This is a genomic window from Cognatazoarcus halotolerans, assembly GCF_009800965.1.
In the GTDB taxonomy this organism is placed as follows: Bacteria; Pseudomonadota; Gammaproteobacteria; order Burkholderiales; family Rhodocyclaceae; genus Cognatazoarcus; species Cognatazoarcus halotolerans.
Genome location: NZ_WUAF01000002.1, coordinates 366,549 through 392,547, shown reverse-complemented (window position 1 = coordinate 392,547; position 25,999 = coordinate 366,549). Strand labels below are relative to the sequence as shown.

Sequence of the window (25,999 nt, the reverse complement as noted above, 5' to 3'; positions counted from 1 at the left end):
CGGCGGATCATATCACCGCACTCGCCCGACCAAGGAAAACGGGCCCACCTTGTGGCGGGCCCGGAACGGTCCAGCGTAGCGCTCGCGTCCTCGTTCGGGACGCTCGTTCAAACCGCGATTCAGCCCAATGCCGGCATGCCGGTGATATAACCCACCGCCGCGCCGAAGCGATCCTTGTAGTTGGCATCGATCAGCGGCGCCAGTGTCGGCTCGACCACCGCGTGAAGCGAGGACCAGTCACCGGCGTGCTGGAAGTTGCTGTTGATATAAGTGAACCCGTTGATCGAATCGACCGCCTGCAACCCGGTGGACTCCGCACCCGCCGGGCAGGAAAGGATGCGGGACAGCGCGCGGGTATCGACGTTGAAGGCCCACAGGAAATTATTGACGTGCTGGCCGCTGTCTTCGCCGATGAACAGCGTACGCAGCTCTTCGGAAAACTTGAGGTTGTCCGGATTGGAGATCTTGTCGGCGTTCGCGGTGTTGCCGAGCGCGTCGGGCGTGGCGAGATCTTCGCCGACGAGTTCGGCCACTGCCGCCATGTCGACCGGCACCCATGCACTGTCGATCGCGCCCCCGTCCAGATCGGTCTGGCCGCCGGCCAGGGCAAGCTCGTAAACGGCGCCAGCCGTGATCTTGGCCACATTCACATCGGTGGTGCCATCGGTCATGGTCTTTTCGATGCGGCTCATCGCCAGATAGGCCTTCTTGTCGGCAGCATTCACCGTCACCCCTTCCATCTTGGTGAAGGCGAGGCTGCCGCCCTTGAGGGCTGCGTAACGGTGGGTCTCGAGGAAGGCGGCGGCCTTCTCCTGACCGGGAACGAACTTCACCCAGTTGCTCTTGCCGCCGAAACCGATCTTCGTGTAGCTGGCATCAGCAGGATCGGCCGTTTTCACGTCAACGATGTCCGCTGCGCCGAGGACGTCGGCAAGCGCCCTGATCTCGGCGCTGGTGGCGTGGCCGAGCTTGATCCAGCGGAGTGTCCCTGCGCCACCCGCGGGGCCTCCGACGGGCGAGGTCTGGGTCCATTTGGCAACGTAAAGGACGCCTGCGGAGAGATCCCGCGCGGTGTCGGCAATGAACATGAACACGCCGGCGTTCGTTGCATCGTCACCCATCAGCACGGTGCGCTCGTCGGGCATCACCTGCACCAGTTCGTGAGAGATCCGGCCCATGCAGTAGTGCTTCTCGATGCTTCCGGTGCCGTCGGGGTTCACCGTCACTTCGGGCATGTGGCCGTAGTGGTAGGGATTGGCCACCGCCAGGGCATTGGCGTAGAGATTCTGGCTGTAGGCCAGGAACTGCGCATCGCTCGCTGCGACGGTGGCGTCCGGCTCATACTCCTCGCTCGACAGGTGCGTACCCCACGGCGAGAGGCTGGCGCCACAGGTGATCCACAACCCGTGCACCCCGCTGGTATCCACGTTGTGGTACTTCACGAGTTTGAGCTGGCCGGTCTTCTTGTCCTGGTCCAGGGTCAGCACGGCGATCGGCGAAGGCAGCTTGCCGTACATCGAATCGCCCGCGGCATTCCGGCTGGTGTATTCGAACTGCACCACGGCAAACACGGTGTTGCCGGTCACACCCGACACAGTCGGATTGTCGAGGGTCAGCAGGCTGGAACCGTCCGGGCAGTCGGAGTAGAACTGTTTGCCGTTGGCGTCCTTGATCGGATTGCCGTTGATGTCGTAATAGCCGCCCGCGAGGGTCGTGCCGCCTGCCCCGTCGGCAACCATGTCGCCCGTGATGAAGTACGGCTCGTAGCCCAGCGTGAAGGTCTTGGTGGTGCCGTTCGTATAGTTCACGACCATGCTGGAACCGACGCTGGTGGTGGCCATTGCGGCCGCATCGGCCAACGTGGGGGCAGCCATCGAGGTAAAGCTCACCGAATCGACGACCAGGGCTGCAGGCGAAGAGGAACTACCGCCGCAGCCGGCAAGCATCAGGGTCGATGCGCCGGCGAAACCCGATGCCATCGGCAGCAGTGGCGCTCCGCCAAGGAGCTTCAAGGCGCGGCGGCGGCCAGTATCGATCTGTTGACTCATGATTTCCGAAATCCTTATGGGGTCAGGGGATGGGGTCGGGGTGTGCCCGTTGGCCGCACGATGCGGCAGGTGCCGCAGGGCGCTCGAACTACCCGCGGGGCGTTAGCGACGCGAGAGCTTAACGAGGCTTCGTGACAGTGCTTTGACAGCCTGCCCGATTGCGCCGATGCGGCCATCGGCAAGCGAACCCGACCACCATGCGGCTACAATCGGCCACCTTTCTGGTAAAAAGACCTCTTTCCGGCAGCCCGCCATCAACCGAGTCAGATATCGCGTTCATGACATCGCCCACAGGCCAAGCCCTTTCCCGCCTCCTCGCCAGCAGTGCGATACGGCGTACCATGCCGGCACTCGCATGGCTCGCGGCGCTCTGCTTTACGGCCTGGGTCACGGCCACGCTCTTCTGGCGCTTCAGCGCGCCGGACGACGCTGCGCTGCCGCTCAAGACGGACACCGATCCACGGGCCGCGGCACAACGCATCATCGGCCAGCAACTGCTTGGTGGAAAAGACCGGCTCGCGGCCGACAGACCGGCGCTGGCACCGAGCCTGCCGATCGAGGTCGTCGGTCTCGCGACGGGCTTCGTGGGCGGAAGCGGCTTTGTCATGCTGCGCACTGGCGGCAAGCTCTCGACCTATGCCGTCGGCGACGAGATCAGCCCGGGCCGCAGGTTGAAACGAATCCTCGCCGACCGCATCGAGATAGAACGTGGCGGCAGTACCGAAGAGATCCGCCTGCCTGTCACGCCGGTAAGCGGCATCCTGCCGGCCGGCGTGGCAGCAGAGCCATCCGACGTCCAGCCCAGAGCCTCCGAAAATGCGGCGCGAGCCGCCCTCTCCGACACCGAAGAGAACTGATGCCGATGACCCAACCCCTCAAGCGCCTGAGCGCCCTGCTACTCGCGGCGTCCCTGGCACTACCCGTTGCCGCCCAACCGTCGACCGACGGCGACAAGGTTTCGCTCAATTTCGCGAATGCCGAGATCGACGCGGTCATCAAGGCGATCGGCAAGATCACCGGGCGCAACTTCCTGATCGACCCGCGGGTCAAGGGCAACCTCAACATCGTCACGAATACGCCGGTGGCCAAGGCGCTGACCTATGACATCCTGCTCTCCGCGCTGCGCCTGCAGGGCTATACCGCAGTCGAGTCCTCGGGCGTGACGAAGATCGTCCCCGAAGCGGACGCAAAACTCCACGCGGTGCCGGTCGGAAGTGGCAGCAGGCATAACCGGGGCGCCGGCATCGTCACCCAGGTCTTCACCCTGCAGAACGAATCGGCGGCCCAGATGGTACCGGTCATCCGTCCGCTGATTTCGCCCAACAACACGGTCTCCGCCTACCCCTCGAACAACGCGCTGGTGGTGACCGATTACGCCGACAACGTCGAGCGCATCGCCCGCATCATCGCTTCGGTCGACGTGCCACAGGGCGACCTCCAGGTCATCGAGCTCAAGCACGCCGCCGCGGCCGACATCGCGGGAACGCTCTCCAAGCTGCTTACCGGTGGCACCCGCCTCAGCGCGCCCGGTGCTGCAGCTGATCCCGGCAACGATGTGTCGATCGTCCCGGATGCACGGACCAACGCGCTGCTGGTGCGCGCAAGCAGCCCGTCCAGGCTGTCGGCGGTGCGGCAACTCGTGGCCTCGCTGGACCGTCCGGGCGCCGGCGGCAACATCCACGTGGTCTATCTCAAGAATGCGGAAGCAACCCGCGTTGCCGACACCCTGCGGGCGGTGCTGTCGGGTGACACCTCGAGTTCGATGGTCGAATCCAGCCGACCGCTCTCCGCCAGCGAAAACAAGGGCGGGCTGTCCGTCGGATCAGCCACGAGCAGCTCGAGCAACGCATCGACCGGTACTCCCGCGGCGACCAGCGGCGGCGGCATCATCCAGGCTGACCCGCTCAGCAACGCCCTGATCATCACCGCCCCCGAAGCGATCTACAACAACCTGCGCCACGTCATCGAGCAGCTCGACCGGCGTCGTGCCCAGGTCTACGTCGAGGCGCTGATCGCCGAGATCACGGCTGAACGTGCGGCCGAATGGGGCATTCAGTGGCAGAGCGCCAATACCCCGACGGGAAGCGGCAAGACCACGGTATTCGGTGGCACCAACTTCGGCAGCAAGACGGGCGGCTCGAACATCCTCGGCATCTCGGCGGATCCCACCTCGGTTGGTGGCGGTCTCAATTTCCTGGTCGGCAGCGGCACCCTGACCCTGCCCAACGGTACCGAGATCCTCAACCTCAGCGTGCTGGCACGCTTCCTCGAGACCGACGCCAAGACCAACATCCTGTCCACCCCCAACCTGGTCACCCTCGACAACGAGGAAGCCAAGATCGTGATCGGCCGCAACCTGCCCTTCATCACCGGCCAGTACACCAACACCGGCGGCGGCACCACGCCGGCCAACCCCTTTCAGACGATCGAGCGCCAGGACGTGGGTCTGACGCTCAAGGTCAAACCGCAGATCACCGAAGGCGGCGTGGTGCGCCTGCAGATCTACCAGGAAGCGTCGACCGTGGTCGGCAGCATCGACAACGCCGGACCGATCACCAACAAGCGCAGCATCGAGTCGACCGTGCTCATCGACGACGGGGCGATCATCGCCCTCGGCGGTCTGGTCGAGGACAGCTACGAATCCGGCGAGGAAAAGGTACCCCTGCTCGGTGACATCCCGCTCGCCGGCAATCTCTTCCGCTATGACAGCCGCAAGCGCAGCAAGACCAATCTGGTCGTGTTCCTGCGCCCCGTGATCCTGCGCAGCAAGGAGAGCTATTCCGGCATCACCAATTCGCGCTACGACTATGTCATCGGCCAGCAGCGCGGCGTCGTCGGCGACGACACCCTGCTCCGGAAGGAACGCAGTCCGGCTGAACTGCCGCCGATCGACTCGCCCGCTCCAGCGGTGCCGCGTACCCGCGATCTGACCCCGCACCGGGACGAACGCAGCACGCCACCCGCACCCGTGGAAGAGCGCGGCACCGTGCTGCCATGAGCGGCGGCATCAACATCCCCTACGGCTTCGCCAAGGCGCACGGTGTGCTGCTGGTCGGGGCCGGTGGCGAGAGCGCCGACGTGCTGCTGCGTGAAGACGGCAACCTCGCCGCGCTCACCGAACTGCGCCGGACACTCGGTCTGCCGCTCAACGTGGAGTCGATCAGCCGCAGCGCCTTCGAGGCCCGGCTTGCCGAAACCTACAGCCAGCAGGACGGCAGCGCCGCCGAGGTGGTCGCCGATGTCGGCCAGGAGGTCGACCTTTCGCAGCTCATGACCGAGCTGCCGCCGGTCGAGGATCTGCTCGAATCGCAGGACGACGCGCCGATCATCCGCATGATCAACGCACTGCTCACCCAGGCGGTACGGGATGGCGCCTCGGACGTACACATCGAGCCCTACGAACACAGCTCGGTCGTGCGCTTCCGTCGTGACGGCGTGCTGCACGACGTGGCCAGGCCGCACCGTGCGCTGCACGCCGCGATGGCTTCGCGGATCAAGATCATGGCCAACCTCGACATCGCCGAGAAGCGCCTGCCGCAGGATGGACGCATCACCCTGCGCCTCGCCGGCCGCCAGGTCGACGTGCGCCTGTCGACCCTGCCCACCACCCATGGCGAGCGCATCGTGCTGCGCCTGCTCGACAAGGGCGCCGCGCAGCTCGGCCTCGATGCACTCGGCATGGCCGACGACACCCGCAACCGCTTCGCCACGCTCCTCAGCCAACCCCATGGCATCGTGCTGGTGACCGGCCCCACGGGTTCCGGCAAGAGCACCACGCTTTACGCGGCGCTGCAGGGCATGGACGCCGGCCGGCTCAATATCGTCACGGTCGAGGACCCGGTCGAATTCGATCTGCCCGGTGTCGGCCAGATTCATGTAAACAGCAAGATCGATCTGTCCTTCGCCAAGGCCTTGCGGGCAATCCTGCGTCAGGACCCGGACGTGATCATGATCGGCGAGATCCGCGACCTCGAAACCGCCCAGATCGCGGTTCAGGCCAGCCTCACCGGCCACCTCGTGCTTGCCACCCTGCACACCAACGACGCAGCCTCGGCGGTGAACCGTCTGGTCGACATGGGCGTCGAGCCTTTCCTGCTCGCCTCGACCCTGCGCGGCGTGCTGGCCCAGCGGCTGGTACGGCGACTGTGCACCAGTTGCCGGCAGTCGCGCAGCGCGGACGACGCCGACCGCGAACTGTTCGGGCCCCACACGCCGGAAACGGTAAGCATCGCCGACAGTTGCCCGGCCTGTGGCCACACCGGCTATGCCGGACGTACCGGCATCTACGAGCTGATCACGGTGGACGATACCTTCGGCCGGCAGATCCACAATCGCGCAGACGAGAGCGAACTGCGCGAACACGCTCGCGCGACCGGCGCGCGCAGCCTGCGTGAAGACGGCTTGCGCCTGCTCGCCGCGGGCCTGACCTCCCCCGAAGAATTGTTGCGGGTCACCCGCGACTGATGAACGTCGTACGGGCACGCTCATGACCGCTTTCCGTTACCGCGCTCTCGACAGTGCAGGCAAGGAAACCTCGGGGGTCCTCGAGGCCGACACCGGCCGCGCCGCCCGCAGCATGTTGCGCGAGCGCGGCCTGTTTCCGGTCGATGTGGCAAGCGTCAGCCATAGCGCCGGCAAGGCGGTGCGGCGCCGACGCTTGCGTGATTCCGACCTCACTCTGCTGACACGTCAATGGGCCACCCTGCTGGCCTCGGGCCTCACAGTGGAGCAGGCACTCGCGGCGCTCATCGAGCAGGCCGACAGCGAGGGTCAGCGTCAGCTCCTCGCCGGCGTGCGCTCCGAAATTCTCTCCGGCTACAGCCTGCGCGCGGCACTCGACCGCTTTCCGCAGGCCTTCCCGATGATCTACCGCGCCTCGGTAGCGGCAGGCGAGAAATCCGGCGAACTGGCCACCGTGATGAATCAGCTCGCCGATTATCTCGAACGGCGCAGCGGCCTGCGCCAGAAGACCCTGCAGGCCCTGCTCTATCCGGCAATCGTCGCGGCAGTCGCGCTGCTCGTGGTGATCGGCCTCATGACCTACGTGGTGCCCCAGGTGGTGACCGTCTTCCAGCAGAGCAAGCAGGCCCTGCCATGGCTCACCCGCGCGCTGATCCTGCTCAGCGACCTGTTGCGCAACTGGGGCTGGTTGATGGTGCTGGGTGCGGCCGGAGCCGGCCTGGCCGCGCACTTCGCGCTGCGCAGCAAGGCGGTGCGACGGCAATGGCATGCCCGGCTGCTTCGGCTGCCATTGATCGGGCGTCACCTCAAGAGCCTTGACGCGACCCGCTTCGCCGCGACCCTGTCGATCCTCGCGGGCAGCGGCGTGGCGCTGCTCTCGGCACTCGATGCCGGCCGCCAGGTGCTCACCATGCTGCCGCTGCAGGACGCCGTGGGCGAGGCCACCGACAAGGTGCGGGAAGGCCAGTCGCTGGCGCGCGCGCTGGGCGCGACGCGCGAGTTTCCGCCGCTGCTGGTGCACATGATCGCCAACGGCGAAGCCACCGGCCGCCTCGGCGAGATGCTCGACCGGGCCGCCCGCCTGCAACAACAGGAAGTCGAAAACCGCACCGCTACGCTCACCAGTCTGCTCGAGCCGCTGTTGCTGCTGGCAATGGGTGGCATGGTGCTGCTCATCGTGCTGGCGGTGATGCAGCCGATCATCGAGATCAATACCTTGCTGCGGTAAGCAGAAATGGTCATCAGCAACCAATGGAACCATCACTGCCCGAACGCTGGATCGGGAAATCAAAACCAAGGATAGCCAGATGAAACAAAACGCCCGTCACCGTGCAGCCGCGCTTCGCCCGTCGCCCAAAGCGGGACATCGCGCTACGCAAGCGATGCAGCACGGCTTCACCCTCATCGAAGTCATGGTCGTGATCGTGATTCTCGGCGTCCTGGCCGCACTGATCGTGCCGCGGGTACTTGGCCGGCCGGATGAAGCCCGGGTGGTCGCGGCCAAACAGGACATCGGCGCGATCATGCAGGCGCTCAAACTCTACAAGCTCGACAATCGTCGCTACCCCACCGCCGAGCAGGGCTTGCAGGCCCTGGTACAGAAACCCTCGACCCCGCCGGTACCGGACAACTGGAAAGCCTATCTCGAGAAGCTCCCCAACGACCCGTGGGGCAGCCCGTACCAGTATCTAAACCCCGGAATCCAGGGCGAGATCGACGTCTTCAGCTACGGCGCGGACAACGCCAGCGGCGGCGAAGGTGTCGATGCCGACATCGGCTCCTGGAACCTCTGATTCCGGGCAATGCCGATGCCCGCATACCCGCACCACCCGGCCCTGAGAACGCACGGGTTCACCCTGATCGAGGTGATGGTGGTGCTGGTGATCATCGGCCTTACCGCGACCGGTATCGGCGTGGCGCTCGATGCGGTACAGGGTCGCGAGGCAAGCCGTGCGGTCGAGCGGCTGCGTCTGGTGCTCGAAGCCACGGCCGAGCGCGCCTCGGTGCGCGGTCAGCCGATCGCCGTTGAATTCATCGCGGACGGCTACCGCTTCTCGGCCTTCGAGACCGACGGCAACTGGCGCCCGTTGATCGATCCGCCCGTGTTCGCGGAAAAGTTGCTGCCCGATGACGTGGTACGCGGCAGGCTGATCGTCGAAGGGCAGGATCAGTCGGCCACGCCGCGTCTGGTGTTCGGTACCACGCCGCCGGAATTCACGCTCGAGCTGAGCACTCCGTCCGGCCGCTGGAACCTCGTCGGCCGCCCCACCGGCGCGGTTTCGCTGACAGCGCTACCGCAGGCGGCGCCATGATTCGCCAAGCGCGCGTTCGGGGATTTACCCTGCTCGAAACCCTGGTTGCGCTGGCGATCCTCGCCATTGCGCTGAGCGCAGCATTCCGCGCGGTGGGTGCGACGACGGGTTCGGCCGACGGATTGCGCGAGCGTCTGCTGGCCGACTGGGTGGCGCAGAACCGTCTCGCCGAACTGCGCGCTGCGGGCACCTTTCCGCCACTCGGCCGCAACGAGGGCGAGGCCGAGCAGGCTGGTCAGCGCTTCCAGTGGCGTGAAGAAGTCAAGGGCACGCCCAATCCGCTCTTCAGGCGGGTCGACGTCACTGTCTTCGATGAGGACGGCCATCGATCGCTGAGCTCGCTGTCGGGCTTCGCCGTGCAGCCGCTGCAATGAATCGAAGGCGCGCGCATGGCCTCACCCTGATCGAGTTGATGGTCGCGCTCGCGGTCTTTGCCATCCTCGGCTTGCTGTCTTACCGCGCATTGAGCCAGATGAGCATGCATGAAACGCGCGTGTCGGACGAACTCGAGCGCTGGCGGGTACTCGGGCGAGCGATGCAACGTGTCGAAAGCGACCTGCTGCAGAGCAACGCGCCCGAAAGTCTGCCCAACACCGGGGCGACACCGGCGATGCAGCTGATCCGCCTGCCGGGCATCGATAACGAACTGCAGATGCTGGTGGCCGACGGTAGCCGCCAGCGCGTCATGCGTGTGGCTTACCGCTTCGAAGAGGGGCGCTTCGAATGGCTGCGCTGGCCGGCGCGCATCGCGGACGGTGAACCTGAGATCGACACCTTGATTGATGACGTCCGGCGGGTGCGCTGGCGTTTCGTCTTCCAGGGCCGCCGGCTCGACAGCTGGCCACCCGACAATACCCGGACCGATCTGCTGCCGCAGGCGGTGGAACTTGAACTGGAGCTCGCGCATGTCGGCACCGTCACGCGCCTCATCGCGCTGCGCTGAATCGGGCCGCCGGCGCCACCAGCGCGGTGCGGCGGTGATCACCGCCCTGCTGACCGTGGCGCTGGTGGCCGGGATCGCCTCGGCCCTGGTTGGCAACTACGGCATCAGCCTCGAATCGCTGGCCGGCCGGCACGACCAGTCACAGGCACGCTGGCTGGCACGCGCGGCGGTTGACTGGGGCCGCAACGTGCTGGCGGACGATTTCGGCAGCAATACGGTCGATCACCTGGGCGAAACCTGGGCGGTGAAGGTACCGCCGACGCCCGTCGAAGAAGGCGAGGTCAGCGGCGAACTGCGGGATGTGTCCGGCCGTTTCAATCTCAACAATCTCGTGGTCGGCGAAGACGCGGACGAGGACGCGGCCGCAGCCTTCGTGCGACTGCTCGAATCGGTCGGCGTCTCCAATGCCGAAGCCACCGCGGCCACCCTGAACCTGCTCGACTGGATGGATGCGGACAGCGTCTCCAGGCTGACCCGTGGTGACGAGCGCAGCGCGATGGGCTCCGCCGGATCGCATGCGCTACCGCCCAATGCGCAACTCGCCCACGAGGACGAGCTGCTTCAGGTACCCGGTTTCGACGCGCAGCTGGTGGCGCGACTCAAGCCATTCATCGCAGCCCTGCCCGCGCCCTCGAAACTGAACGTCAACACCGCCTCCGCCGAAGTGCTCCACGCGATGTTGCCCGACCTCAATCTCGACGCAGCCCGCATCCTCGTCGCCGAGCGCGAGCGCGCCTGGTTCAAGGATGTGGCAGACTTCAACGCGCGCCTGCCCGAAGGCGCTCAAGGTTTCGACCCGGCCGTCGCCGACGTGCGCAGCCGCCATATCATCGCCACCGGCCGCGCACGTTTCGGGCTCGCCGTAGCCCGCATGGAAGTGCTGCTGGATCGGCAGCAGCGATGGCCCACCATTGTTTGGCAACGCATCCTATGAGTAACCGCCTCCTCCTTCTTCTCGACGAAAACTGGCCCCAGTCACCCGCTGCCTCGTGGGTGCTGCTCGACGAAGGCAACCGCCCACTGTCAGAAGGTCAGTCGGAACCACGGCACTGGCCGGCCGCCGCGCGCTGCGAAGTGATCCTCGGCGGTGCCCAGTGCATATGGCATGAGGCCCGTCTGCCCAAGGGCGCGCGCCGCGACGAGGCCCGGCTGCTCGGCTACGCGCTCGAAGACCGCTTGCTGCGCGAACCCGATAGCCAGCACCTGACAGTCATTGCACGCGAAACGCGAAACGACGGCGTGCTCGCGGCGGTACTGGTAGTCGGGCGCGATCGTTTGCGTGCCCTCGTCGCGCAACTCGAGGCGATCGGGCGCCAGCCGTCGGCTGTCTATGCCGAAATCGAGACGGCGCCCGCCAGCAACGCGAACTGGAGCCTTTCGCTGCGCGACGAAGTCGTGCTGCTGAGGCATGAAGCGGCCGGCGAGGTGATCGACGGACCGCTGTCGCAAGCCCTGCCGATCGTCGAACATGCCTTGGCTGCCGCCCGAGCGGCCAACCGCGCGCCCGAAGCCGTGGTGCTGCACCTTGCCCCCGGCGTCAACGCCTCCCCGCTCGATCACGACACCGCCTTGCCCGGTACTGCGCTGCGCAGTGGCGCTCCCTACCTGTGGTGGCAGAACACAGCCGGCGCACATAATCTGCTGCACGACGAGTTCGCCTCACGCGCAGGCGGTGCCGGCGCCTTTGCGTGGCTGCGCAAGCCGGCACTGCTGGCAGCCGCTGCGGCCTCGACGCTCCTGTTGGCAACGCTGGGCGAGGTGCTGTGGCAGAAATCGCGACTTTCCGGTATCGAAGAGCGCATGCACAGGATCTTCGTCACCGCCGTGCCGAATACCCCCGCGATCGCACCTGCGGCACAGCTCGCCCGTCAGCTCAATCTCAAGCGCTCGGAAAACGGCCGTCTGAGCGACGACGACCTGCTGGCACTGCTCGCGGCCTACGGCGAGGCACGCGGCGTCGAAGCGCGCAATTCGGTGACCGATCTGCGCTATGCCAACCATAGACTCGAACTCGCCGTGCCTGGCCTCGATGCGCAGCAACGGGCGGTACTCGGCGAGCGGCTCGCCAGCCGCGGTCTCCGGGCCGTATTCAGTGACGGACAATCGCCACGATTGACCCTTAGCCGCGAGGTGGCGCAATGATCGTGACCCAACTCAAGGCCCGCCTCGCCACACTCAATCCACGTGAGCGCCGGCTGATCGGTATTGCAACAGTCGTGATCGCCACGACGCTGCTGTTGCTCCTCGCCGAATGGTCCTTCTCCGAACGCGCCCGCCTCGACAAGCGTCTCCCAGCCGCTGAAGCGGAACTGGCCAGAATGCAGGCGGACGCAGAGGAACTCGCCCAGTTGCGCCGTCTGACGCCGCCGGCGGCGGCGACGCTCGCAGTCCGCACGCAAGCGGCTCGTGCCGCGGCCACGGCACGCGAACTCGACCTGGTCATCGACACCGATACCAACGGTTTGCGCATCTCCGGGACAGTGCAGGCCACAGCCCTGCTCGACTGGCTTGCCAGCATGCAGTCCCAGCAGCAACTGCAGGTCGGCGAGATGTCCCTGCGGGTGGCCGGCGACAAGATCGGGGTGGAGGGTTTGCTGACGCCCACCGCAACCCGCTGACACGCCGGCCATGTGGAAACGTCTACTGCTCGTCACCGCGCTGGTTCTTTCGATCGCGGTGACCATGGCACCGGCAAGCCTGATGGATCGCGTGCTCGCGCGGGCGACCGACGGGCGTCTGCGGCTCATGCATACAAGCGGCACCGTGTGGCATGGCAGCGGTGTCTTCGTCAGCCTGTCGCCCGATGGGCGCAGCGCCCAGCCGTGGCTTTCCGGCACCTGGGCAAGCGAACTCGATCTCACGGGCGCAAGCATTGGCTGGCGTCTTGAAGAAGCCGGACAGACGGTGCTGCGCGTCACGCTGGGGCCGACCGGCATGTCAGTCACTCGCGCGGCCCTGGATGCGCCGCTCAGGGCATTGCTCGACTCCTTGCCATCGCCGATCGCGCGCGCGGGCTGGCGGGGGGTGCTGAGAATCGAGAGTAACGGCGTCACCTGCGGCTGGAATCAGGAATGCCACGGGACGGCCAGATTGACCTGGCTGGATGCAGGCGTCGATCTATTGCCGCAACAGCGATTTGGCGATTACGAGATCGATGCCGAGGCAAGAGGCAGGCTGGGTAGTTTCGAAGTAAACACGCTCGGCGGCGATATACGGATCGATGGCAAGGGCGGTTGGGACGCGCAGGGCCAGCCCCGATTTCGCGGCCAGGTCTCGGGCCCGGAAGCCATCGTCGGCCGCCTGCCGAACGTCATGGACGGTTACGCGTTTCCGACCGCCGATCCGAAACGCGTGAGAATCGATTTCAACTGAACGCTCCGACCGGCCTCCGGCGGCAAGCCGGAGGGCGCAGTGCGATCGAGAGCACAAAGCAATTCAGTCCGTGCGGTGAGCCTCGGCGAGATATTCGCGGGAACGCATCTCGATGAGACGACTCACCGTACGCACGAACTCATGCGCGTTGTGGCCTTCACGGTACAGATCGTGTGCTTCGACCGCAGCACTTGCGACCAGCTTGACCCGGTGGTCGTAAAGCACATCGATCAGCCAGGTGAAGCGCCTTGCCTCCGACGCCTCGCCGGCACTCATTCTGGGTATGCCCGAAATCATCACCGTGTGATGTTCCCGCGCAATCTCGAGGTAATCATTCTGCGACCGCGCACTCCGGCAGAGGTCATCAAAATGGAACCACGCCACGCCCGGCGCTTCCCGGATAACCTTGATCTCGCGCCCCAGCACGCTGATCGTCCCAGCCTCGCCCTCGAGCGCGGCAATCTGGCGGAAATCGACCGCCATCTTGCGATCCGCTTCCTCGCCGGCCGGTACCAGGAAGGTTTCCATCTTCTCCATGGTGCGCAAGCGGTAATCGACGCCGTGGTCGAGTTCAAACACCTCGAAGCGCCGCTTCATCATTTCGATGGTCGGCAGGAAATTCACCCGCATCAAGCCGTTCGGATACAGGCCGTCGGGCGGATAGTTCGAAGTCATCACGAATATCACACCGCGTGCGAGAAGTGCCTCGAGCAATCTGCCGAGCATCATCGCGTCGGCGATATCCGAAACGTGGAATTCATCGAAGCATAGCAGCCGGGTATTGCGGGCGATTCGCTCCGCCACCTTGATCAGCGGATCGGGCTCCTGGCTGAATGTCTTGAGGTCGGCATGCACTTCCTGCATGAAGGCATGAAAGTGAACACGGCGCTTGCGCCGATATGGCACGGCATCGAAAAAGCAATCCATGAGAAAGCTCTTGCCGCGACCGACACCACCCCAGAAGTAGAGGCTGCGCGGTACCCCTGGGCGGGTAAATAGCCGCTTGAACGTGCTTTGCCGAGCCGCCTTGAAACCGATCAGCTCGGAATACATGCCCTGCAATCGCTGGGCTGCCGAACGTTGTGCCGGGTCGGATTTGTAGCCTCGTGTCTTGAGCAAGGCCTCGTAGGCCTCGATCATTCCGTTCTCGGAAACGTTCAGTATGCGATGTGGCATGCTCGTGCTGCGAATTGCTGTATCAAGCGGCGATTGATCGCGGGCAGCGGCAAGCTTGCAGGCCGGCGCGCGAGCAATCGCCTGATCACGTCCCGATCAGAAATGCAGGGGACGTTTATCGACCGCGAGGGCGGCTTCGTGGACCACTTCGGAGAGCGTCGGGTGCGCATGGCAGATACGCGCCAGATCCTCCGATGCGCCACCGAACTCCATCGTCACAACGGCTTCGCCAATCAACTCGGACGCGTTGGCGCCGATGATGTGCACACCGAGGATGCGATCGGTCTTGGCGCAGGCCAGCATCTTCACGAAACCAGTGGTATCGCCGGTCCCGAGCGCGCGTCCGTTCGCGAGGAAAGGAATCTTGCCGGTACGGTATTCGATACCATCGGCCTTGAGTTGCTGCTCGGTCTTTCCGACCCACGCGATCTCCGGACTGGTATAGATCACCCAGGGCACGGTGTCGAAGTTGCAGTGCCCTGCCTGACCCGCCATGAGCTCGGCGACCATCACGCCCTCTTCCATCGCCTTGTGGGCCAGCATCGGACCACGCACCACATCGCCGACCGCCCACACACCGTCAAGGTTGCTCTTGCAGTGATCGTCAACCACGACAAAGCCACGCTCATCGATCTTGAGGCCGACAGCCTCGGCGTTCAGTCCGGCGGTGTTGGGCACCCGGCCGACCGACACGATCAGCTTGTCGAATACCGCCTTCGAGGCACCGTCCTTGTCTTCGTACTCGACGGTGACCGACTTCTTGTTCTTTGCCGGCGTGACCTTGCCGACCTTGACGCCGAGCTTGACGTCCATCCCCTGCTTGACGAAGACCTTCTGGGCCTCCTTGGCGACATCCTGATCAGCCGCGCCGAGGAAGCTGTCCATCGCTTCGAGAATGGTCACCTCGGCACCCAGGCGACGCCACACCGACCCCATTTCCAAGCCGATCACGCCGGATCCGATCAACCCGAGACGCTTGGGCACCTCGCTGAGTTCGAGGGCGCCGATGTTGTCGCAGACGAGTGTATTGTCCACCGGGATTCCCGGCAGGTGGCGAGCGGTCGAACCGGTTGCGACGATGACCTGCTTCGCCTCGACGGTCTCCTCGCCGACCTTGACCTGCCACCCCCCCTCGCCCTTGCCGACGAAGCTGCCGTGCCCGGCCAGGAAGGTGACCTTGTTCTTCTTAAACAGGCCCTTGATGCCTGAGGTGAGCTGATCGACCACCTTGGCCTTGCGGGCGATCATCGTCGGCACGTCAATCGAGACGTCACCTTTCACCTTGATGCCCTGCGCCGCAAATGCATGCTGCGTTTCCTCGAAGAGGTGCGAGGTATGGAGCAATGCCTTGGAGGGAATACACCCCACGTTCAGGCAGGTGCCGCCGAGACGCGGCTCGCCTTTCGGGTCGGCATAGGGATTGGACTCCGCACAGGCGGTCTTGAAGCCAAGTTGTGCGGCGCGAATCGCGGCAACGTAGCCGCCAGGACCGCCACCGATTACCAGTACATCGAATTGCTTGTCAGCCATTTTGTTCTTCCTTTGCTTGACGAAAGGGGGAAGTACGTCGCGCCGGATCACGCCCGCGCCGCCGCCCTCCCCCTTTCAGGTCACTTCAGAATCAGACGTCGAGAATCAGGCGGGCCGGATCTTCAAGCGCTTCCTTCATGGTGACCAGGCCGAGCACCGCCTCGCGACCGTCGATGATTCGATGGTCGTAAGACATGGCCAGATAGTTGATCGGGCGAATCACGATCTGCCCGTTCTCGACAACCGGGCGATCCTTGGTGGCATGGATACCGAGAATTGCCGACTGCGGCGGGTTGATGATCGGCGTCGACAGCATCGAACCGAACACGCCACCGTTCGAGATGGAGAAGGTGCCGCCCGAGAGCTCTTCCATGGTGAGCTTGCCGTCCTTCGCCTTGTTGCCGAATTCGGCGATCTTCTTCTCGATGTCGGCAATCGACATCTGATCGGCGTCACGGAGGATTGGCACCACCAGACCACGCGGCGAACCGACCGCAATGCCGATGTCGATATAGCCGTGGTAGACGATGTCGCTGCCATCGACCGAGGCGTTGAGGATCGGGAACTTCTTGAGGGCTGCGACGGCGGCCTTCACGAAGAAGCCCATGAAACCGAGACGCACGCCATGGGCCTTCTCGAATTTCTCACCATATTGCTTGCGCAGCGCCATGACCGGCGCCATGTTCACCTCGTTGAAGGTGGTCAGGATGGCGTTTTCGTTCTTCGATTGCAGCAGCCGCTCCGCGATGCGCGCACGCAAGCGGGTCATCGGCACGCGCTGCTCGGGACGCTCACCGTCGACCACCTGGGCGGCCGGGGCACTCTTCGGCTGGGCCGCAACCGCATCTTCCTTGGTGATACGGCCACCGCGACCGGAGCCCTTCACCTCGTCGGCGGCGATGCCCTTCTCTGCAAGGATTTTCCGCGCGGCGGGGCTGGCAGCCCCTTCGGCAGCGGTCGGCGCCGCCGTGGCAGGTGCGGGTGCGGTGGCGGCCGGGGCGGCGGCAGGCTTTTCGGCCGGCGCAGCGGCTCCGGCTGCGGCCTTGGCTTCGGTGTCGATCTGGGCGATCAGCTCGCCCGAAGTCACACTGTCACCACCCTGCTTGACGATCTTGACCAGCACGCCATCCGCAGGTGCGGGCGTTTCCAGCACGACCTTGTCGGTCTCGATATCGATCAGGTTTTCGTCGCGCGATACGGCATCGCCTTCCTTCTTGTGCCAGCTCACCAGCGTGGCTTCGGAAACGGATTCGGACAACTGCGGCACTTTGACTTCGATCAGCATTTTTTCTCCCTCTTGTACTTTGGGCTTTGGTTATTGAACGGCTTCAGGCCTTGATTTCGCCAAAGGCGTTTTCGATAACCGCCTTCTGCTGCAAATTGTGCATCGCGTAGTAGCCGACCGCCGGCGACGCAGCAGCCGGGCGCGACACCAGCAGCAAGCGACGCTTGGTGCCGATGACGTTGTCCAGATGCTGACGCGACGACAGCCAGTACCACATACCCTGGTTGCGGGGCTCTTCCTGAACCCACACGATCTCCTTGGCATTCGGATACTTCTCCATCTCCGCCGCGAACTCCTCGGCAGGGAACGGATACATCTGCTCCAGGCGGACGATCGCCATGTCCTTGATATCGTTGGCGCGACGATGTGCGAGCAGTTCGTAGTAGATCTTGCCGCAGCAGATCAGAACGCGCTTGACCTTCTTGGCATCGACCTTGTCGATCTCTCCGATCACCGTCTGGAAAGAACCCTTCGCCAATTCGTCAAGCGATGAAGTTGCGTCCTTGTGGCGCAGCAGCGACTTCGGCGTCATGATCACGAGCGGCTTGCGCTGCCTGCGGACCATCTGGCGGCGAAGCACGTGGAAGATCTGTGCCGGCGTGGAGGGGACGCAGATCTCCATGTTCATCTGAGCGGCCAGGTTCATGAAACGCTCCGGACGTGCCGACGAGTGCTCCGGACCCTGCCCCTCGAAACCGTGTGGCAGCAGCATCACCAGGCCGCACTGACGGCCCCATTTCGCCTCGCCGGAACTGATGAACTGATCGATCACCACCTGTGCACCGTTGACGAAGTCACCGAACTGGGCCTCCCACACCACCAGCTGCTCGGGCTCCGTGGTGCAGTAGCCATACTCGAACGCCAACACGGCCTCTTCGGACAACACCGAGTCGTAAACGTGAAAGTCTGCCTGACCGTCGCGGATATGCTTGAGCGGAACGTAGATGCCGTGGTCGAACTTCTCCCGGTTCTGATCGTGCATGACCGCATGGCGGTGGAAGAAGGTGCCGCGCCCGACGTCCTCACCGGAAATGCGCACGCCGAAGCCCTGAACGACCAGGGTCGCGTAGGCGAGATTCTCGCCCATGCCCCAGTCAAGCGGTAGCTTGCCTTCGCCCATTTCAACGCGATCGGCGTTGATCTTGGCAACCCGGGGATGCAGCGTGAAGCCCTCGGGCATCGTAGTAATCGACTTGGCGAGCCGCTTGAGCTCGGCGAGCGGCACCTTGGTATCTGCGCTCGAGGTGTATTTCTTGTTGAGGTACGGTGCCCAATCGACGGAATACTTGCGCTTGTGGCCAGAAAGCACCGGATTGGCAAGCAGCTCGCCACGATCGAGATGATCGCGATAGCTGCGGATGAATTCCTCCGGTTCGCCATCGGTACACACCGCCTCGCCGACCAAGCGATCGGCGTATAGCTTGCGGGTACCCGGATGCTTTGCGATCTTCTTGTACATCAGCGGCTGGGTCACCATCGGCTCGTCGGCCTCGTTGTGCCCCAGCTTGCGGAAGCAGATCAGGTCGATGACCACATCGCGCTTGAACTCCTGGCGGAAATCGACCGCAAGCTTGGTGACGAAGGCCACCGCTTCAGGATCGTCCCCATTGACGTGGAAGATCGGTGCCTCGACCATCTTGAAGATGTCGGTGCAATACAGCGAGGAACGATAGTCGCGCGGATCAGAGGTGGTAAAGCCGATCTGGTTGTTCACGACGATATGAACGGTGCCACCGGTCCCATAGCCCCGGGTCTGCGAAAAGTTCAGCATCTCCTGGTTCACGCCCTGCCCGGCCACCGCCGAGTCACCGTGGATGAGCACTGGAAGAACCTTGGCCTTGCCCTCGACGATTCCGCGACGCAATTGACGCGCGTACACGGAACCCTCAACCACCGGGTTGACGATCTCCAGGTGGGAGGGGTTGAAGGCCAGGGTCAGGTGCACCGGCCCACCGCTGGTCATCACATCGCTCGAGAAACCCATGTGATATTTGACGTCGCCGGCGGTGAGGTCGCCACCGGCCTTGCCTTCGAATTCAGCAAACAGCATCTTCGGAAGCTTGCCAAGTGTATTCACCAGCACGTTGAGGCGACCACGGTGGGCCATACCCACGACGATCTCTTCGACGCCGCTCGCACCGGCGACGCGGATAAGCTCATCCATCGAGACGATGGTGCTTTCTCCACCCTCGAGCGAGAAGCGCTTCTGGCCAACATACTTGGTATGCAGATACTTCTCGAGGGTCTCGGCAGCCGTGAGGCGCTCCAATATGCGCTTCTTCTGGTCTGCCGAGTAGGTGGGCGTGCCACGCACCGATTCGAGACGCGCCTGGATCCAGCGCTTCTGCGCGATGTCGGAGATATACATGTACTCCGATCCGATCGAACCACAATAGGTCTGGCGGACCGTTTCGAGAATCTCGCGAAGCGAGGCCTGATCACCGGAGAAGCCGCTGAACGATCCGACATTGAAGGTCGCGTTCAGGTCACCCTCGGTAAGGCCATAGTAGGAAGGCTCGAGCTCCTGAATCTCCGGACGCTCGGTGCGCTTGAGCGGATCGAGATTGGCCCAGCGGTTGCCGAGAAAGCGATAGGCGTTGATAAGCTGCAGGACGCTGACCTGACGTTTGTCGCTGCCGCCCGAAATTACACGGGTCGGGCCGCGCTTGGCCATGTCCGCAAAGGCATTGATCACCGGGAAGTGAGCGACGTCGCGCTGAGCGCCCGGGGTGTTCTGCAAACTATCGAAGTATTGCTGCCATTCTTCGGACACCCCGTCCGGATTCTCGAGGTAGGTCTCGTAGAGCTCCTCGATGAATGGGGCATTGCTGCCGAAAAGATGAGAGCTGCTGAAGAGTTGCTTCATCATGAAAGCCACCTGGATTTCTTCATATACATGTTGTTGTGTGCCTGCAAGAGCAGGCTGGAAACGCTGCCGGAATCACGCGATAAGAAAAAGGGACGACCCCGTTGGGGCCATCCCGCATGCAGCGCTCCGGACTTGTCTCCTCCCCCGTGCACGCGTCAGGCGCGCTGCTCGATCGGTGTGACATCGCGCCGCGCGGCACCGATATAGAGCTGGCGCGGACGACCGATCTTGTATTCGGGATCGGTGATCATCTCTTCCCACTGGGTAATCCAGCCCACCGTACGCGCAAGGGCGAAGATGCAGGTGAACATCGAGGTCGGGATGCCGAGTGCCTTCTGGACGATGCCCGAGTAGAAATCGACGTTGGGATAGAGCTTCTTCTCGACGAAGTACGGATCCTCGAGTGCGATCTTCTCGAGTTCCATGGCAAGCTTGAAGAGTCGGTCGTTTTCGAGTCCCAACTCGGTCAGCACTTCGTAGCAGACCTTGCGCATGAGCTTCGCGCGCGGATCGAAGTTCTTGTAGACGCGGTGACCGAAGCCCATCAGCTTGAACGGATCGTTCTTGTCCTTGGCGCGCGCGATGAACTCGGCCACGCGCGAGACATCGCCGATTTCTTCGAGCATGTTGAGGCAGGCCTCGTTGGCGCCGCCGTGCGACGGGCCCCATAGGCAGGCAATACCCGCGGAAATGCAAGCAAACGGATTGGCTCCGGACGAACCGGCCAGGCGGACGGTCGAGGTCGACGCATTCTGCTCGTGATCGGCATGCAGGGTGAAGATCACGTCGAGCGCACGCACGAGCACCGGATTGGGCTCGTATTTCTCGCACGGTGTGCCGAACATCATGTGCATGAAGTTCGCGGTGTAGTCGAGATCGTTGCGCGGATACATGAACGGCTGGCCCATGTTGTACTTGTAGGCCATTGCAACAATCGTCGGCAACTTGGCGATCAGACGGTTGATCGAGACGTTGCGGTGCTCGGCATCGGAGAAGTCGAAGGCATCGTGGTAGAAGGCCGACAGCGCGCCAACCACGCCGACCATGACCGCCATCGGGTGCGCATCGCGGCGGAAGCCCGAGTAGAACTTGGTCATCTGATCGTGCACCATCGTGTGATTCTTGATGGTGTTTTCGAACGTGCTCTTTTCGGAAGCATTCGGCAGTTCGCCGTTCTTGAGCAGATATGCGACCTCGAGGAAGTTGCACTGCTCGGCGAGTTGCTCGATAGGGTAGCCGCGATACAGGAGTTCGCCCTTGTCACCATCGATAAAGGTGATCTTGGACTGACAACTCGCCGTGGACAGAAAACCGGAGTCGTAGGTGAAAAGACCGGTTTTCCCGCCCAGTGTGCGGATGTCGATCACATCGTTCCCATGCGTGCCGGTCAGTACCGGGAAATCGACGGTCTTGCCGTCGACAGAAAGCGTGGCCTTACGTTCAGTCGTCATGATTCGTCCCTATCAGTTTCCCCGTTGATGACTCTTTCTTGTATTGCTCCCTGGCAATCGCCTTGCCGGATCAATTCCGACCCAGCAAGCCGATCAAACCCTGCCAGCGCTCGACCTCGCAGGGTTTGCTGCCGTTGACCATGGCCCACAGGTCATGGTCTTCGAGTTGCAGCAACTCCATGAGGTTGGCCAGCTGATCGTCGTCAAGACGATCAAAATCCCGCGCGAGGAAACGCTCGAAGACGATGTCGAGTTCCAGAAGGGCCCGACGACAATGCCAGCGAACGCGTCCCCGATTGATGCTCATATGGCCCTGCGCAGCATCATGTCCTTGATCTTGCCGATAGCCCGCGTGGGGTTGAGGCTCTTCGGACAGACGTCGACACAGTTCATGATGGTGTGGCAACGGAACAGGCGATACGGGTCCTCGAGGTTGTCGAGGCGTTCCGATGTTGCCTGGTCCCGGGTGTCGGCAATGAAGCGATATGCAGCCAGCAGCCCCGCCGGCCCGACGAACTTGTCCGGATTCCACCAGAACGATGGGCACGAGGTCGAACAGCACGCGCACAGAATGCACTCATACAATCCGTTGAGTTCCTCGCGCTCTTCCGGCGTCTGCAGTCGTTCACGCTCAGGCGCAGGTTCGTTGTTGATCAGGTATGGCGTGATCGAATGATATTGTTTAAAGAACTGCGTCATGTCCACGACCAGATCGCGGATCACCGGCAATCCCGGCAGCGGCCGGAGCGTGATCGGCTGCTGCAGGCTGTCAACATCGGTCAGGCAGGCAAGACCGTTCTTGCCATTGATGTTCATCGCATCGGAACCGCAAACACCCTCCCGGCAGGAGCGACGGAACGACAGGGTGTCGTCCTTCACCTTCAGACGGGTGATGGCGTCGAGCAGCTTCTTGTCGGAGGCCTCGAGCTCGACGCTGATGTCCTGCATGTAAGGCTTGTCGTCCTTGTCCGGATCGTAGCGGTAGATCTTGAATTGAACGGTACGTTTGGTCATCGTGAATTCTCCTCGCGCATCAATATGTACGCTTGGCGAGCGCGATCGGCTCGACATCGTCGGACATCGGCTTGAGGTTAACCGGCTTGTAAGCCAGGCGGTTGCCCTCGGAATACCACAAGGTGTGCTTCAGCCAGTTGGCATCGTCACGACCGTTCGGGGTTTCCGCATTGTCGAGCGCGTCGTCGCGCACATGCGCGCCGCGCGACTCCTTGCGAGCCTCGGCGGAGATCATGGTGGCCTTCGCTACCTCGATGAGGTTATCGAGTTCCAGAGCCTCCATCCGCGCCGTATTCCAGACCTTGGACTTGTCACCGATCTCGGTGTTCTTGGCGCGCTCGGCGACCGCCTTGATGGCTTCTACGCCTTCCTTCAACAGATCGTTGAAACGGAACACACCGGCATGCTTCTGCATGGTCCGCTGCATTGCCAGACGAACCTCATGGACGCTCTCGCCGTTGGTCTGATTTTCCAGACGTGCGAGGCGTGCCAGCGACACGTCGGCTGCGTCATCGGGCAGTGGCTTGAGCGACAGATTGCCCGCCTCAAAGTCTTCCACCACGGTCTCGCCCGCAGATTTGCCGAACACCAGCAGGTCGAGCAGCGAGTTCGTACCGAGGCGGTTCGCACCGTGCACCGAGGCACAGGCACATTCACCCGCGGCATAGAAACCACGCACGGGTACGTTGTTGTTGTCGCCCTGCGGTACCACGACCTGACCCTTGTAGTTGGTGGGAATACCGCCCATCTGATAATGACAGGTCGGCACCACCGGGATCGGAGCCTTGATGGGATCGATGCCTGCGAACTGGATCGAGATCTCACGAATGCCGGGCAGGCGCTTCATGATGTTTTCCGGCGCCAGATGGGTGATGTCGAGCAGCACGTGATCCTTGTCCGGCCCGCAGCCACGCCCTTCATTGATCTCGGTCGTCATTGCCCGCGACACCACGTCACGCGAGGCCAGATCCTTGAGGTTCGGCGCATAGCGTTCCATGAAGCGCTCGCCGGAACTGTTTCGCAGGATGCCGCCTTCGCCCCGCACACCTTCGGTAATGAGCACGCCCGCGCCGGCAACGCCTGTGGGGTGGAATTGCCAGAATTCCATATCCTCGAGCGGAACGCCTGCGCGCGCCGCCATGCCGACACCGTCACCGGTATTGATAAAGGCATTGGTCGAGCTGAAATAGATGCGGCCGGCTCCGCCGGTTGCGAAGATGGTGGCCTTGGCGTGGAAGATCGAAACCTCACCGGTTTCCATTTCCATGGCAGTCACGCCGAGCACATCACCATCGGCATCGCGGATCAGGTCGAGCGCCATCCACTCCACGAAAAACTGGGTATTTGCCCGCACGTTGCGCTGGTACAGCGCATGAAGCATGGCGTGACCGGTGCGGTCGGCAGCGGCGCAGGAACGCATGACCGGTGCCTGGCCGTAGTTCATCGAGTGCCCGCCGAACGGACGCTGATAGATTTTCCCGTCATCGGTGCGGTCGAACGGCATGCCGTAGTGCTCGAGTTCGACCACAACCTCATTGGCCTTCTTGCACATGAACTCGATCGCATCCTGGTCTCCCAGCCAGTCCGACCCCTTGACGGTGTCGTACATGTGCCAGTGCCAGTTGTCTTCCGTCGAGTTGCCGAGCGAAGCGGCTACACCCCCTTGGGCCGCCACGGTGTGCGAGCGGGTCGGGAACACCTTGGTCAGAACGGCAGTTTTCATGCCGGACTCTGAGAGTTGCAGTGCGGCTCGCAGGCCTGCACCACCAGCGCCGACAATTACGGCGTCAAAAGTACGCTTGGCGACTTTCACTTACAGCCTCCAGAGAATTCGGGCAGCCCAGCCGGCATAACCGATGAGCAGAAACAGGGTGATTACATGCAGCGCGAGACGAATGCCGACAGGCTTGATGTAATCCATGTAGATATCACGAACACCAACCCAGGCGTGATAGAAGAGCGCCAGGAAGAAGAGGAAGGTCATGAAGCGCATGAAGCCGCCAGCAAACATGCCACTCCAGGCTTCGTAGCTCATCTCGGGCAGCATCAATGCGTTGATGCCGAAGATCACGGTATAGAGCGCCATGAAAACAGCGGTTACGCGCTGGCCGAGCCAGTCGCGGAAACCGTAGTGCGCGCCAACGACAATGCGACTTACCATAGCTTCACTCCAATGATCAGGGTCAGCGCAATGCTGACGACAAGAACGATCTTCGAGCTGTTGCGGGCGGCCGCAAGATCCAAGCCCTTGTGCATGTCGAGCAACAGGAAACGAATGCCGGCGCAGAAATGGTGGAGGTAGGCCCACAACAATCCGAACAGGATCAGCTTCACGAAGGGATTACCGACGGTTTCCTTGTAGGCGGCGAACGATTCCGGAGAACCGACGCTATTGCCGAAGAGCGCTAGCAACAAAGGCAGGCAAAGAAACAGCCCTGCACCACTGATCCTGTGCAGGATCGAAACAAAACCCGGCAATGGAAGCCGGATCTCGTTCAACGCCAGATGCTTCGGGCGCTGCTTTCTCACAGTCACTTCTGACATTTATATTCTCCCTCAAAATCCGCGGAAAACCTGACTCCGCTTCACTCCCACATAAAAACTTAAAGTATAAACGCTTACCACAGCCTTACTTGACGCCAATCAACTCAACTCATTCAGATAGAAATGGTTCGCGGTAAGGTACAGCCCCCGCCGCCATTCGACCGGTTTGTCGCCATACGTATAGGTCACCCGCTCGACCGAAAGGAGCGGTGTGGACTCGCTGACCCTGAGGGTCTCGGCGGTCGCCCGATCAGCCGCGACCGCACGGATCCGCTCTTGGGCACGGATCATGCGCAAACCAAAGCGCGACTCGAAAAGACTGTAAAGAGACCCGCTCCAACTCTGCAGCAGCTCCAGAGAAAGGCCTTGAAAGATCTCGCCGGGCAGATAGATCTCATCGACCACTACCGGAACGCCGGAAAACCTGAGCACACGACGAACGATTATGATGGGAGCACCCACATCCACGCCCAGCATCCGCGACGCTTCCTGTCCGGCCTTGGCCTTCCAGCACTCCAGGGGTACGCTATCGGGATGAGACAGATCGCCGTCATTCGGCACCAACCTGAGAAAACGGAAAAGGGAGCGTGGGTCGTTGTGGGACGCGACGAACGTACCTTTCCCCTGTTTTCGCACGAGCATGTTCTCAGCAGCCATCTCGTCAACCGCTTTGCGCACCGTTCCCTGGCTCACGCTGAAGCGCAGTGCGAGTTCCTGCTCGCTCGGGATTGCCTGCCCTGGACGCCACTCACCCGCCTCAAGTGCCTGAATGATCAGGTTCTTGATCTGCCGGTAAAGGGGGCTGAAGGTTGGCGACTCTTGAGGCATTGCAATATTTCAGCACAAAAATCCGCGAGAGTCTATCAGCCCTCTTCTATCTTATATAAGACAAAATACATGAATTGACAGGACTTTTCTTTGCTCCTAACATCCTTGCGCCGTCGGCGTCGCGGTGCAATATTGCCGCCGTTGCGCCGCGCCCAGTCGCCAGCGA

24 protein-coding genes are annotated in these 25,999 nt (G+C 62.8%); 12 read left to right on the top strand and 12 right to left on the bottom strand.

Translation table 11 applies throughout. The features are described 5' to 3' along the window. Window positions 1–119: 119 nt before the first annotated feature. A complete protein-coding gene (locus GQB03_RS04785; RefSeq protein WP_159685102.1) occupies window positions 120–2,048 on the bottom strand; it encodes a PhoX family protein in 1,929 nt (642 codons plus the stop codon). 278 nt (window positions 2,049–2,326) lie between these two features. Between GQB03_RS04785 and GQB03_RS04780 the strand changes: the two genes are divergently transcribed. The 12 genes from GQB03_RS04780 (at window position 2,327) to gspN (ending at window position 13,136) form a co-directional block, all read left to right on the top strand. Further along, window positions 2,327–2,905 carry a type II secretion system protein N gene (locus tag GQB03_RS04780; protein WP_159685099.1) on the top strand — a complete coding sequence of 193 codons (579 nt, stop codon included), beginning with the start codon at window positions 2,327–2,329 and terminating at the stop codon, window positions 2,903–2,905. Next, on the top strand, window positions 2,905–5,046 hold the full coding sequence (gene gspD, locus GQB03_RS04775; protein ID WP_235026944.1) for a type II secretion system secretin GspD: 2,142 nt from the start codon (window positions 2,905–2,907) through the stop codon (window positions 5,044–5,046). Before GQB03_RS04780 ends, gspD begins: the two co-directional genes overlap by 1 nt. After that, window positions 5,043–6,512 carry a type II secretion system ATPase GspE gene (gspE, locus tag GQB03_RS04770; RefSeq protein ID WP_159685096.1) on the top strand — a complete coding sequence of 490 codons (1,470 nt, stop codon included), beginning with the start codon at window positions 5,043–5,045 and terminating at the stop codon, window positions 6,510–6,512. The genes gspD and gspE overlap by 4 nt, the downstream gene beginning before the upstream one ends. A 22-nt stretch (window positions 6,513–6,534) precedes the next feature. Next, entirely contained in the window at window positions 6,535–7,737 is a 1,203-nt protein-coding gene (gene gspF / locus GQB03_RS04765) for a type II secretion system inner membrane protein GspF (protein WP_159685093.1), read from the top strand. A gap of 154 nt (window positions 7,738–7,891) precedes the next feature. Further along, window positions 7,892–8,302, top strand: a complete 411-nt coding sequence (gene gspG / locus GQB03_RS04760; protein WP_235026952.1) for a type II secretion system major pseudopilin GspG — start codon at window positions 7,892–7,894, stop codon at window positions 8,300–8,302. 9 nt (window positions 8,303–8,311) lie between these two features. Further along, on the top strand, window positions 8,312–8,821 hold the full coding sequence (locus GQB03_RS04755; RefSeq protein ID WP_159685087.1) for a prepilin-type N-terminal cleavage/methylation domain-containing protein: 510 nt from the start codon (window positions 8,312–8,314) through the stop codon (window positions 8,819–8,821). After that, window positions 8,818–9,195: a type II secretion system minor pseudopilin GspI gene (gene gspI, locus GQB03_RS04750; RefSeq protein ID WP_159685084.1), complete on the top strand. Its 378-nt coding sequence runs from the start codon at window positions 8,818–8,820 to the stop codon at window positions 9,193–9,195. Before GQB03_RS04755 ends, gspI begins: the two co-directional genes overlap by 4 nt. After that, window positions 9,192–9,764: a type II secretion system minor pseudopilin GspJ gene (gene gspJ / locus GQB03_RS04745; protein ID WP_159685081.1), complete on the top strand. Its 573-nt coding sequence runs from the start codon at window positions 9,192–9,194 to the stop codon at window positions 9,762–9,764. Before gspI ends, gspJ begins: the two co-directional genes overlap by 4 nt. Next, entirely contained in the window at window positions 9,727–10,698 is a 972-nt protein-coding gene (gene gspK / locus GQB03_RS04740) for a type II secretion system minor pseudopilin GspK (RefSeq protein WP_159685078.1), read from the top strand. Before gspJ ends, gspK begins: the two co-directional genes overlap by 38 nt. Then, entirely contained in the window at window positions 10,695–11,906 is a 1,212-nt protein-coding gene (gene gspL / locus GQB03_RS04735; protein WP_159685075.1) for a type II secretion system protein GspL, read from the top strand. Before gspK ends, gspL begins: the two co-directional genes overlap by 4 nt. After that, window positions 11,903–12,382 carry a type II secretion system protein GspM gene (gspM, locus tag GQB03_RS04730; RefSeq protein ID WP_159685073.1) on the top strand — a complete coding sequence of 160 codons (480 nt, stop codon included), beginning with the start codon at window positions 11,903–11,905 and terminating at the stop codon, window positions 12,380–12,382. Before gspL ends, gspM begins: the two co-directional genes overlap by 4 nt. A gap of 10 nt (window positions 12,383–12,392) precedes the next feature. Then, entirely contained in the window at window positions 12,393–13,136 is a 744-nt protein-coding gene (gspN, locus tag GQB03_RS04725) for a type II secretion system protein N (RefSeq protein WP_159685070.1), read from the top strand. A 63-nt stretch (window positions 13,137–13,199) separates the two neighbouring features. On the opposite strand, the gene zapE is transcribed toward gspN, so the two are convergent. The 11 genes from zapE to GQB03_RS04670 all read right to left on the bottom strand — a co-directional run bounded on the left by zapE (window position 13,200) and on the right by GQB03_RS04670 (window position 25,833). Continuing rightward, window positions 13,200–14,312 (bottom strand): cell division protein ZapE, encoded by a 1,113-nt coding sequence (gene zapE, locus GQB03_RS04720; protein WP_159685067.1) that lies wholly within the window; start codon window positions 14,310–14,312, stop codon window positions 13,200–13,202. Window positions 14,313–14,408: 96 nt separating this feature from the next. Beyond that, window positions 14,409–15,842, bottom strand: coding sequence for a dihydrolipoyl dehydrogenase (lpdA, locus tag GQB03_RS04715; RefSeq protein WP_159685064.1), 1,434 nt, complete (start codon window positions 15,840–15,842; stop codon window positions 14,409–14,411). Between the two features lie 91 nt (window positions 15,843–15,933). Next, a complete protein-coding gene (gene odhB / locus GQB03_RS04710; RefSeq protein WP_159685061.1) occupies window positions 15,934–17,127 on the bottom strand; it encodes a 2-oxoglutarate dehydrogenase complex dihydrolipoyllysine-residue succinyltransferase in 1,194 nt (397 codons plus the stop codon). A gap of 43 nt (window positions 17,128–17,170) precedes the next feature. Continuing rightward, window positions 17,171–19,996: a 2-oxoglutarate dehydrogenase E1 component gene (locus GQB03_RS04705; protein ID WP_159685058.1), complete on the bottom strand. Its 2,826-nt coding sequence runs from the start codon at window positions 19,994–19,996 to the stop codon at window positions 17,171–17,173. A 155-nt stretch (window positions 19,997–20,151) separates the two neighbouring features. Next, complete coding sequence (gltA, locus tag GQB03_RS04700; protein ID WP_159685055.1) at window positions 20,152–21,447, bottom strand: citrate synthase; 1,296 nt, start codon at window positions 21,445–21,447, stop codon at window positions 20,152–20,154. A gap of 70 nt (window positions 21,448–21,517) precedes the next feature. After that, a complete protein-coding gene (locus tag GQB03_RS04695; protein ID WP_159685052.1) occupies window positions 21,518–21,754 on the bottom strand; it encodes an FAD assembly factor SdhE in 237 nt (78 codons plus the stop codon). Further along, window positions 21,751–22,461, bottom strand: a complete 711-nt coding sequence (locus GQB03_RS04690; protein WP_159685049.1) for a succinate dehydrogenase iron-sulfur subunit — start codon at window positions 22,459–22,461, stop codon at window positions 21,751–21,753. The genes GQB03_RS04695 and GQB03_RS04690 overlap by 4 nt, the downstream gene beginning before the upstream one ends. A gap of 19 nt (window positions 22,462–22,480) precedes the next feature. After that, window positions 22,481–24,274 (bottom strand): succinate dehydrogenase flavoprotein subunit, encoded by a 1,794-nt coding sequence (sdhA, locus tag GQB03_RS04685; protein WP_159685046.1) that lies wholly within the window; start codon window positions 24,272–24,274, stop codon window positions 22,481–22,483. After that, complete coding sequence (gene sdhD, locus GQB03_RS04680; RefSeq protein ID WP_159685043.1) at window positions 24,275–24,622, bottom strand: succinate dehydrogenase, hydrophobic membrane anchor protein; 348 nt, start codon at window positions 24,620–24,622, stop codon at window positions 24,275–24,277. It abuts the gene before it with no gap. Further along, the gene (sdhC, locus tag GQB03_RS04675) at window positions 24,616–25,005 is read right to left on the bottom strand and encodes a succinate dehydrogenase, cytochrome b556 subunit (protein WP_159685040.1); all 390 of its coding nucleotides are present in this window, start codon (window positions 25,003–25,005) and stop codon (window positions 24,616–24,618) included. The genes sdhD and sdhC overlap by 7 nt, the downstream gene beginning before the upstream one ends. 99 nt (window positions 25,006–25,104) lie before the next feature. Further along, window positions 25,105–25,833, bottom strand: a complete 729-nt coding sequence (locus tag GQB03_RS04670) for a GntR family transcriptional regulator (RefSeq protein ID WP_159685037.1) — start codon at window positions 25,831–25,833, stop codon at window positions 25,105–25,107. Between the last annotated feature and the right edge of the window lie 166 nt (window positions 25,834–25,999).

Excerpts from the sequence above, each read along its gene's own strand:
- GQB03_RS04785 (WP_159685102.1), bottom strand. The coding sequence starts at position 2,048 with ATGAGTCAACAGATCGATACTGGCCGCCGCCGCGCCTTGAAGCTCCTT.
- GQB03_RS04780 (WP_159685099.1), top strand. The coding sequence starts at position 2,327 with ATGACATCGCCCACAGGCCAAGCCCTTTCCCGCCTCCTCGCCAGCAGT.
- gspD (WP_235026944.1), top strand. The coding sequence starts at position 2,905 with ATGCCGATGACCCAACCCCTCAAGCGCCTGAGCGCCCTGCTACTCGCG.
- gspE (WP_159685096.1), top strand. The coding sequence starts at position 5,043 with ATGAGCGGCGGCATCAACATCCCCTACGGCTTCGCCAAGGCGCACGGT.
- gspF (WP_159685093.1), top strand. The coding sequence starts at position 6,535 with ATGACCGCTTTCCGTTACCGCGCTCTCGACAGTGCAGGCAAGGAAACC.
- gspG (WP_235026952.1), top strand. The coding sequence starts at position 7,892 with ATGCAGCACGGCTTCACCCTCATCGAAGTCATGGTCGTGATCGTGATT.
- GQB03_RS04755 (WP_159685087.1), top strand. The coding sequence starts at position 8,312 with ATGCCGATGCCCGCATACCCGCACCACCCGGCCCTGAGAACGCACGGG.
- gspI (WP_159685084.1), top strand. The coding sequence starts at position 8,818 with ATGATTCGCCAAGCGCGCGTTCGGGGATTTACCCTGCTCGAAACCCTG.
- gspJ (WP_159685081.1), top strand. The coding sequence starts at position 9,192 with ATGAATCGAAGGCGCGCGCATGGCCTCACCCTGATCGAGTTGATGGTC.
- gspK (WP_159685078.1), top strand. The coding sequence starts at position 9,727 with ATGTCGGCACCGTCACGCGCCTCATCGCGCTGCGCTGAATCGGGCCGC.
- gspL (WP_159685075.1), top strand. The coding sequence starts at position 10,695 with ATGAGTAACCGCCTCCTCCTTCTTCTCGACGAAAACTGGCCCCAGTCA.
- gspM (WP_159685073.1), top strand. The coding sequence starts at position 11,903 with ATGATCGTGACCCAACTCAAGGCCCGCCTCGCCACACTCAATCCACGT.
- gspN (WP_159685070.1), top strand. The coding sequence starts at position 12,393 with ATGTGGAAACGTCTACTGCTCGTCACCGCGCTGGTTCTTTCGATCGCG.
- zapE (WP_159685067.1), bottom strand. The coding sequence starts at position 14,312 with ATGCCACATCGCATACTGAACGTTTCCGAGAACGGAATGATCGAGGCC.
- lpdA (WP_159685064.1), bottom strand. The coding sequence starts at position 15,842 with ATGGCTGACAAGCAATTCGATGTACTGGTAATCGGTGGCGGTCCTGGC.
- odhB (WP_159685061.1), bottom strand. The coding sequence starts at position 17,127 with ATGCTGATCGAAGTCAAAGTGCCGCAGTTGTCCGAATCCGTTTCCGAA.
- GQB03_RS04705 (WP_159685058.1), bottom strand. The coding sequence starts at position 19,996 with ATGATGAAGCAACTCTTCAGCAGCTCTCATCTTTTCGGCAGCAATGCC.
- gltA (WP_159685055.1), bottom strand. The coding sequence starts at position 21,447 with ATGACGACTGAACGTAAGGCCACGCTTTCTGTCGACGGCAAGACCGTC.
- GQB03_RS04695 (WP_159685052.1), bottom strand. The coding sequence starts at position 21,754 with ATGAGCATCAATCGGGGACGCGTTCGCTGGCATTGTCGTCGGGCCCTT.
- GQB03_RS04690 (WP_159685049.1), bottom strand. The coding sequence starts at position 22,461 with ATGACCAAACGTACCGTTCAATTCAAGATCTACCGCTACGATCCGGAC.
- sdhD (WP_159685043.1), bottom strand. The coding sequence starts at position 24,622 with ATGGTAAGTCGCATTGTCGTTGGCGCGCACTACGGTTTCCGCGACTGG.
- sdhC (WP_159685040.1), bottom strand. The coding sequence starts at position 25,005 with ATGTCAGAAGTGACTGTGAGAAAGCAGCGCCCGAAGCATCTGGCGTTG.
- GQB03_RS04670 (WP_159685037.1), bottom strand. The coding sequence starts at position 25,833 with ATGCCTCAAGAGTCGCCAACCTTCAGCCCCCTTTACCGGCAGATCAAG.